This is a genomic window from Bacteroides sp. D22 (assembly GCF_000163675.1).
GTDB lineage: Bacteria > Bacteroidota > Bacteroidia > Bacteroidales > Bacteroidaceae > Bacteroides > Bacteroides xylanisolvens.
The window spans coordinates 27,392-35,415 of sequence record NZ_GG774817.1 but is presented as its reverse complement, the minus strand read 5'-3'; the positions used below and the strand labels follow the sequence as shown (position 1 = coordinate 35,415).

Here is an 8,024-nt window from a genome sequence, read left to right as displayed (position 1 = left end):
TAATTGTATACAGTTCCGCCCTTTCAGGGCTTGTGGCTGGTGTGCTTTTTTCGTAGGGCGTTGCCCTACGCTATATAATTAAGCCCTTTCAGGGCACCCCCAATAAATATATAATTGTAAGGCTTTCAGCCTAACTGCAAAATTCCCATTTAACCGATAAATTCCCATTTATATAAATAAAGATTAACCAAAAACAATTATATCATGGATAGAAGAAAGTTTTTAAAAAACACAGGCTGGTCTTTCCTCGGACTGGCAGCTTCGGGCAGCTTGCTCGGTTCTTGCGCAGCAGGAAGCAAAGAGGCTAAGAAAATTATGCCATCAGCCAGCAACCTCAAAATGTATTGGGGCGACTTACACAACCACTGTAACATCACATACGGACACGGCGACATGCGCGATGCTTTTGAAGCAGCGAAAGGACAATTGGATTTTGTTAGTGTTACTCCTCATGCTATGTGGCCGGATATTCCCGGAGCAGATGATCCCCGCCTGAAATGGGTGATCGATTACCACACGGGAGCTTTCAAGCGTTTGCGTGAAGGCGGTTATGAAAAGTATGTAAAAATGACAAATGAGTATAACAAGGAAGGTGAATTCCTGACTTTTGTAGGATACGAAGCTCATAGCATGGAACATGGAGACCATGTTGCGTTGAACTATGATTTGGACGCACCACTTGTAGAATGTACTTCAATCGAGGACTGGAAAGAAAAAGCAAAAGGACATAAGGTATTCGTTACCCCGCACCACATGGGTTATCAGGGTGGTTATCGCGGTTACAACTGGAAATGCTTTACCGAAGGAGATATTACTCCATTCGTAGAAATGTATTCCCGTCACGGTCTGGCAGAAAGCGATCAGGGAGACTACCCCTATTTGCATGATATGGGACCACGCCAATGGGAAGGAACCATTCAATATGGTCTTGAATTGGGCAATAAGTTTGGTATCATGGCTTCCACCGACCAGCATTCCGGTTATCCGGGAAGCTATGGTGACGGACGCATCGGTGTTTTGGCTCCGTCACTGACTCGCGATGCCATTTGGGAAGCTCTACGTACCCGTCATGTATGTGCCGCAACCGGTGATAAGATTATTATCGACTTCCGCCTCAACGATGCTTTCATGGGTGATGTAGTTCGCGGTAACAGCCGTCGTATCTATCTGAATGTCACAGGTGAAAGCTGTATCGACTACGTAGATATTGTAAAGAACGGGCAGATTTTAGCTCGTATGAACGGTCCGTTGACTCCCGTTGCTCCGGAAGGTGATACGGTACGTTGCAAAGTTAAAGTTGATTTTGGTTGGAATCGTGAAGAGAAATACGTACATTGGCAGGGCAAACTGTCGGTAGACAAAGGACAGATTCATAGTGTAACTCCTTGTTTCCGTGGCGCAGCATTCACTTCTCCGCAAGAAGGTGAAACAGAATTCCACACACATGTCAACCGTATTGTATCCGTTGGCGACAAGGAAACCGAACTGGATATGTACAGCAGCAAGAATCCGAATACGACTACAGCAGCCATGCAAGCTGTAATCCTTGATGTGGAAATGCCAAAAAACGGTAAGGTCATTGCCGAATTCAATGGCAAGAAGTTTGAACATACGTTGGGCGAATTGCTTGAAGGTTCACGTTCACACTTCATGATCGGTTGGTTGAGCGAGGCTATTCTCTTCAATCGTGCCATGCCGGAAAGCTGTTTCACTCTGGAACATTACATGGAAGATAAAGAGCCGCAGCGAGATACGGATTACTACTATGTGCGCGTTCGCCAACGTGACGGACAATGGGCTTGGAGTTCACCGATTTGGGCGGAAAGAGTGTAGTTTTTAAGTATTAAGTATTAAGTATTAACGTGGTATGGAGAAAGAATACGCTATAGGAATTGACCTTGGCGGAACTTCAGTAAAATACGCCCTTATTGATAATGAAGGCGTATTTTACTTTCAAGGGAAGTTACCGTCGAAAGCCGATGTATCAGCAGAAGCTGTCATCGGACAGTTGGTTACTGCTATCAATGAAGTGAAAGCCTTTGCACAGGAAAAAGGCTACAAAATTGATGGTATAGGAATCGGAACACCGGGCATTGTGGATTGTACGAACCGTATTGTTTTAGGAGGTGCGGAAAACATCAACGGCTGGGAAAACATTCACTTGGCAGACCGCATTGAAACGGAAACCGGACTTCCGGCTTTATTGGGAAATGATGCTAATCTGATGGGACTGGGAGAAACAATGTACGGAGCCGGTCAGGGAGCCACTCATGTTGTTTTCTTGACGGTAGGAACGGGTATTGGCGGTGCAGTAGTCATCGACGGCAAATTGTTCAACGGTTATGCCAACCGGGGAACGGAGCTGGGACACGTGCCTCTCATTGCCAATGGCGAACCGTGTGCTTGCGGTTCCGTCGGCTGTCTGGAACACTATGCTTCCACTTCTGCTTTGGTACGCCGCTTCAGTCAACGAATAATAGACGCAGGTATCTCCTACCCGAATGAAGAAATTAACGGAGAATTGATTGTCCGCCTTTATAAACAAGGAGATCCGATTGCAAAAATATCATTGGAAGAACACTGTGACTTTTTGGGACACGGAATTGCAGGCTTTATCAATATCTTCAGTCCGCAAAAGATTGTGATTGGTGGAGGGCTCTCCGAAGCAGGAGACTTTTACATTCAGAAAGTAAGCGAAAAAGCACGTAGTTATGCCATCCCCGACTGTGCTGTGAATACTCAAATCATAGCTGCCGCTCTTGGAAACAAGGCCGGAAGTATTGGAGCTGCGTCACTTGTATTTACTCAATTATCTGCTCCAAACCTGATTAAATTATGAGAAAGAATTTAGGAATGTTGGCGCTGATTATGGCGTTCTGGTTCACCATCTCGTTTATTACTAATATTCTGGGACCACTTATTCCGGATATTATCCACAACTTCAATCTAAGTGACCTGGCGATGGCGGGATTTATCCCGACCTCTTTCTTCCTAGCATACGCCATCATGTCTATCCCTGCCGGATTACTGATTGACCGTTTCGGTGAAAAACCGGTATTATTCGGTGGCTTCCTGATGCCGTTCATCGGCACCATCCTATTTGCCTGTATGCATACGTATCCGATGTTATTAGCTTCTTCTTTCATCATCGGATTAGGAATGGCCATGTTGCAAACTGTATTGAATCCGCTCCAGCGTACTGTAGGAGGAGAAGAAAACTATGCATTTATAGCCGAACTGGCACAATTCATGTTTGGCATCGCTTCTTTCCTAAGTCCTCTGGTATATACTTATCTGATTCGTGAACTTGACCCGGCAACCTATACAGCCGGGAAAGGTTTCTTTATCGACTTGTTGGCCGATATCACCCCACGAGAAATGCCGTGGGTATCTCTTTACTGGGTATTTACCATCCTGTTGTTAGTCATGCTGATTGCCGTTGGTGTCTCCCGCTTTCCCAAGATCGAATTGAAAGAAGATGAGAAAAGCGGGTCCAAAGATTCATATCTGGCTTTGTTCAAACAGAAATATGTATGGTTGTTTTTCCTGGGGATTTTCTGCTACGTAAGCACGGAACAGGGAACTTCTATCTTTATGAGCACCTTCCTGGAACAATACCACGGAGTCAATCCGCAAACTGATGGTGCGCAAGCCGTGAGCTATTTCTGGGGATTGATGACAGCCGGCTGTCTCGTAGGTATGATTCTACTCAAGTTGATTGACAGCAAGCGATTGCTGCAAATCTCCGGAATCCTGACCATCATCCTATTATTATCGGCATTATTCGGAAGCAAGGAAGTAGCTATGATCGCTTTCCCTGCTGTCGGATTTAGTATTTCCATGATGTATTCCATCGTATTCTCATTGGCTTTGAACTCTGCTTCACAGCATCACGGTTCATTCGCCGGTATTTTATGTTCGGCAATCGTCGGTGGTGCCGGTGGTCCGATGATTGTGAGTACGCTGGCAGATGCAACATCCCTCCGCACAGGTATGCTATTTATCCTTGTTTTCGTAGGATACATCACCTTTATCGGTTTTTGGGCATGCCCACTGATTAATAACAAGACCGTTCGTCTGAAAGACTTGTTCAAACAACGTTGAACGCTGAACAACAAACGACGAATAAAAAAATGCAAAGTTATATGATGAAACAACGAATATCTATTTTTCTCTTGTTCACCATTCTGCTATCCGCCAACGGGTATGCGCAAAAAGGAATCATGCGCCTGACTCAACAGACATTGATGCATGAGGTACGCGAAACGCCTTCACCACTGGACGGGCAGCATATCACTGTCAATCCTCCTCGTTTCATGTGGCCGGACAAATTCCCTCATTTGGGTGCCGTATTGGACGGAGTGGAAGAAGAAGACTACAAACCGGAAGTGACTTACCGCATCCGGATTGCACGCGACCCGGAATTCAAATCGGAAGTGATAACCGCTGAAAGGAAATGGGCCTTTTTCAACCCATTCAAACTGTTTGAAAAAGGAAAATGGTATTGGCAATATGCCTACGTTGACAAGGATGGAAAAGAAGAATGGTCGCCCGTTTCTCATTTTTATATAGACGGGCATATACGTACATTCAACCCGCCTTCTCTACAAGAGGTGTTAGCCAAATTACCCAAGACGCATCCCCGTATCTTGCTTGATGCCAAAGATTGGGACAATATCATCGAACGGAATAAAAACAATCCGGAAGCACAGGCTTACATCCGGAAAGCCGATAAATGTCTGAATCACCCGCTGAAACATTTGGAAGAAGAAATTGATACGACCCAGGTTGTCAAGCTGACAAACATCGTTCAATATCGTTCCGCTCTGATTCGGGAAAGTCGTAAGATTGTAGACCGTGAAGAAGCGAATATCGAAGCCATGGTACGTGCTTACTTGCTAACGAAAAACGAGGTATACTACAAAGAAGGTATAGAGCGTCTTTCCGAAATTCTTTCATGGAAGAATAGTAAGTACTTTGCGGGAGATTTCAACCGTTCCACCATTCTGTCTATGAGTACTTCCGCGTATGACGCATGGTATAACCTGCTGACTCCGGATGAAAAGAAACTACTCTTAAGAACGATTCGTGAAAATGGAAAGAAATTCTATCATGAATATGTCAATCACCTAGAAAACCGTATTGCTGATAACCATGTTTGGCAAATGACTTTCCGTATCCTGAATATGGCTGCGTTTGCTACGTATGGCGAACTGCCGATGGCTTCCACCTGGGTGGATTATTGTTACAATGAGTGGGTATCCCGTCTGCCGGGCCTCAACACGGATGGAGGATGGCACAATGGCGATTCTTATTTCCAAGTCAATCTCCGCACATTGATTGAAGTTCCTGCTTTTTATTCCCGTATCAGCGGATTCGATTTCTTTGCTGACCCCTGGTATAACAACAATGCGTTCTACGTCATCTATCAACAACCTCCATTCTCAAAATCCGCCGGGCAAGGAAACTCACATGAAAGTAAGATGAAGCCAAACGGTACACGAGTAGGGTATGCAGATGCCTTGGCACGCGAATGTAACAATCCATGGGCTGCCGCTTATGTACGCACTATTTTGCAGAAAGAACCGGATATAATGGAGAAGACTTTCCTCGGAAAATCCGGAGACTTGACCTGGTATCGCTGTATAACAAAGAAAGCGCTCCCCAAAGAAGGTCCTACTCTTGCAGAATTACCGATGGCAAAAGTATTCAATGAAACGGGAATCGGTACGATGAATACTTCTTTGGGAGACATAGATAAGAATGCAATGCTGTCGTTCCGTTCCAGTTCCTACGGTTCCACTTCCCATGCACTAGCCAATCAAAATGCTTTCAATACATTCTACGGAGGTAAAGCCATTTTTTACAGTAGCGGACATCGCACTGGTTTTACAGACGATCATTGTATGTATTCTTACCGTAATACTCGTGCGCACAACAGTATTTTGGTGAATGGAATGACGCAGAAGATCGGGACGGAAGGATATGGCTGGATTCCACGGTGGTATGAAGGAGAGAAAATCGCTTACATGGTAGGAGACGCTTCCAATGCTTATGGTAAAGTGACCTCTCCTCTATGGTTGAAACGTGGCGAATTATCCGGTACACAATATACGCCCGAAAAAGGATGGGATGAAAACAAATTGGATATGTTCCGTCGTCATATCATCCAATTGGGAACTACCGGAGTTTTTGTGATTTATGATGAATTGGAAGGAAAAGAAGCCGTAACATGGAGTTATCTTTTACATACCGTAGAACTGCCTATGGAAATACAGGAACTGACGGATGAAGTGAAAGTTATTGGTAAGAATAAAGCCGGAGGTGTTTCTGTTGCCCATCTTTTCAGTTCGGCAAAAACGGAACAAGCGATGGTAGATACTTTCTTCTGTGCGCCAACCAACTGGAAAAATGTGACGAACGCACAAGGGAAAACGTTGAAATATCCTAATCACTGGCATTTCTCTTCTACAACAGTTCCGTGTAAAACCGCCCGTTTCCTGACAGTGATGGATACGCATGGAAAGAACCGCCCGGATATGCAGGTAGTTCGCAAAGGTAATACCATTCAGGTAGGCGACTGGACTATTACTTGTAACCTGACAGAAAAAGGGAAAGCTGCCATCTATGTAAGCAATAAAACGGAAAAGGTTTCTTTAAACTATGATGCCGGTAAAAAGGAAGGTGCAACGATAGTCACAGATCAGGTAAAAGGCAAACAGGTTACTAAAGTCCTGACAGACTATTTACCGGATTTTGAGATTTAATTTCTCCCCGCTTTAGATGAAGAAACATATACTCCTATAAAAACGTTATATTTGCAGAGTAAAATTAAATAAAGAAGTAACCATGAAATATATCGGAGCACATGTAAGCGCGTCCGGGGGCGTAGAGTTCGCCCCCGTTAATGCGCATGAAATAGGAGCAAATGCTTTTGCGTTATTCACCAAGAATCAACGCCAATGGGTAAGCAAACCTTTAACAGAAGAAAGTATCAGCCTCTTTAAAGAGAATTGCGAGAAATACGGTTTTCAGCCGGAATATATCCTGCCACATGACAGTTATCTTATCAACCTGGGACACCCGGAAGAAGAGGGACTTCAAAAAAGCCGTGCCGCTTTTCTGGATGAAATGCAACGTTGCGAACAGCTTGGATTGAGACTTTTAAATTTCCATCCCGGCAGTTCTCTCAACAAAATTTCAATAGAGGATTGCCTGTCGCTCATCGCAGAAAGTATTAATATCGCTTTAGAAAAAACAAGTGGCGTAACAGCCGTTATTGAGAACACTGCCGGACAAGGAAGTAATCTAGGAAGCGAATTCTGGCAACTGAAATATATCATCGACCGGGTAAACGACAAGAGCCGGGTGGGTGTTTGCCTCGACACCTGCCATACTTATACGGCTGGTTATGATATTGTCAATGAATACGATAAGGTATTTGATGAGTTTGACAAGGAAGTGGGATTCAATTACCTTCGAGGTATGCACTTGAATGATTCAAAAAAAGCACTGGGCACCCATGTAGACCGTCACGATAGTATTGGTGAAGGATTGATCGGAAAAGCATTTTTTGAAAGATTGATGCAAGATTCCAGATTCGATAATATGCCGTTGATACTAGAAACGCCGGATGAAAGTAAATGGAAAGAAGAAATTGCATGGTTAAAGAGCATGGAATAATGTTTTCACCACAGAGGACACGGAGGACACAAAGGTGAATTTGGTTTATGACTTACGGTTGTGACCCTAATTTTGATGCGTAATCCTCCTCTATAAAGTTGAAAAAACGGTTCTTCGTCAAATTTGGTGGTACTTCTTCTATTGTGAATAAAGAATCTTGGCTCTCAGTAGTTTACTTCCTGCCCTATTGTACATCTGCCTTTTTAGCGCTTTAATTTTATTCACTGTCCCCTCCAGTAATCCATTACTGAAGGGGAGATCAATAGCTGCCTGTACTGCCTCCCAGTCTTTTTCAATACCATATGCAAAGTTCGTCAGTGCCATATTCCGTGTTGCCTTCG

General features: G+C 44.2%; 5 protein-coding genes and 1 pseudogene. 5 read left to right on the top strand and 1 reads right to left on the bottom strand.

Annotated elements, in window-relative coordinates:
* The first annotated feature begins 204 nt into the window (after positions 1-204).
* The 5 genes from HMPREF0106_RS05755 to nfo all read left to right on the top strand — a co-directional run bounded on the left by HMPREF0106_RS05755 (position 205) and on the right by nfo (position 7,683).
* The gene (locus HMPREF0106_RS05755) at positions 205-1,833 is read left to right on the top strand and encodes a Tat pathway signal sequence (protein ID WP_009040736.1); all 1,629 of its coding nucleotides are present in this window, start codon (positions 205-207) and stop codon (positions 1,831-1,833) included.
* Positions 1,834-1,867: 34 nt separating this feature from the next.
* A complete protein-coding gene (locus HMPREF0106_RS05760) occupies positions 1,868-2,839 on the top strand; it encodes an ROK family protein (protein WP_009040735.1) in 972 nt (323 codons plus the stop codon).
* Positions 2,836-4,104 carry a sugar MFS transporter gene (locus HMPREF0106_RS05765; protein ID WP_009040734.1) on the top strand — a complete coding sequence of 423 codons (1,269 nt, stop codon included), beginning with the start codon at positions 2,836-2,838 and terminating at the stop codon, positions 4,102-4,104. Before HMPREF0106_RS05760 ends, HMPREF0106_RS05765 begins: the two co-directional genes overlap by 4 nt.
* A 41-nt stretch (positions 4,105-4,145) precedes the next feature.
* Positions 4,146-6,767, top strand: a complete 2,622-nt coding sequence (locus HMPREF0106_RS05770; RefSeq protein ID WP_009040733.1) for a DUF4962 domain-containing protein — start codon at positions 4,146-4,148, stop codon at positions 6,765-6,767.
* Between the two features lie 82 nt (positions 6,768-6,849).
* Positions 6,850-7,683, top strand: coding sequence for a deoxyribonuclease IV (gene nfo / locus HMPREF0106_RS05775; protein WP_008643019.1), 834 nt, complete (start codon positions 6,850-6,852; stop codon positions 7,681-7,683).
* Positions 7,684-7,821: 138 nt separating this feature from the next.
* Here the strand turns inward: nfo and HMPREF0106_RS0125065 are convergent.
* Positions 7,822-8,024 (bottom strand): annotated as a pseudogene (locus HMPREF0106_RS0125065) (ISL3 family transposase); the annotation flags it as partial.